Raw genomic sequence first — 1,119 nt, 5'->3', positions numbered from 1 at the left:
TAGTAATCGCGTAACAGCATGACGCGGTGAATACGTTCCCGGGCCTTGTACACACCGCCCGTCACACCATGGGAGTTGGTTCTACCCGACGGCCGTGCGCTAACCTTTTGGAGGCAGCGGACCACGGTAGGATCAGCGACTGGGGTGAAGTCGTAACAAGGTAGCCGTAGGGGAACCTGCGGCTGGATCACCTCCTTTCTAAGGATGTTCCTAGTATCTTGAGCTTGCTCTTGATCGTGGAACACTTAGCAGAAGATCAACAAACAAAGTTGGTCAAACTCATGGACCGAGCCGTCCTCATATCTCTTCAGAACACATCAGGCCGACCGGCCTGTCTGGGTCGGTAGCTCAGGTGGTTAGAGCGCACGCCTGATAAGCGTGAGGTCGGAGGTTCAAGTCCTCCTCGACCCACCAAGCCTTTTGCGGAGCAAAGGGCGTTGTCGTGGCAGTTGCTTTTGCCCGCAAAAGCAATGAGAGCGACCTTTATGGCCTCAAGTAGCCGAATAGGCGGTAGGCCAAAAAAGATGGGGCCTTAGCTCAGCTGGGAGAGCGCCTGATTTGCATTCAGGAGGTCAGGAGTTCGATCCTCCTAGGCTCCACCATTTACCCGATCAGATCGTTAAGCACCTTTGGGTTCTTAACCGTCCGATTGGACGTCTCGTCCAAGTCACCCGTAAGGATGACGGACACATCAATTGACATCGTATAGAGAGAAATCAATCAACACTGTTTGATCGCGCCGAGTGTGGCGTTGATCTCAGTTGGTCCTCTTCGGGGGAGGTTTGATTAGGGATGTTTCCTCGTCCCTCTTTGAATATCCCGGCTGAAACGAACAGAGTTGTCCAAGTCAAGTACACTAACCCGCATGATCTGACGATCATGCATGTCTTCTATTCTCCATGTGGGGCCGACCGACATCGGCAGCATGGGTTCCAGGATAGAAGGCGGGAAAGTATGCTTTTGGTTCAGAAACAGAGGCGGCCTTTAGTTACCAGCTGGGTCTGCCGTGAAGGACGTCTGTCTTTCTCTTTCTGGATCAAATCAAGCGCGAGAAGGGCGTTTGGTGAATGCCTTGGCAGCAAGAGGCGATGAAAGACGTGATACTCTGCGATAAGCCAT

2 tRNA genes and 1 rRNA gene are annotated in these 1,119 nt (G+C 52.7%); all 3 read left to right on the top strand.

Features of this window, described 5'->3' with window-relative positions:
• Nucleotides 1-198, top strand: a 16S ribosomal RNA gene (locus ACR0L9_RS20625); the annotation flags it as partial.
• A gap of 139 nt (nt 199-337) precedes the next feature.
• A tRNA-Ile gene (locus tag ACR0L9_RS20620) sits at nt 338-414 on the top strand.
• 112 nt (nt 415-526) lie between these two features.
• Nucleotides 527-602: transfer RNA gene (locus ACR0L9_RS20615), tRNA-Ala, on the top strand.
• Nucleotides 603-1,119: the final 517 nt, after the last annotated feature.

The organism is Ruegeria sp. I3 (assembly GCF_056532525.1).
Note: the sequence above shows the minus strand (reverse complement) of the source record. Positions and strands in the feature narration are given on the sequence as shown.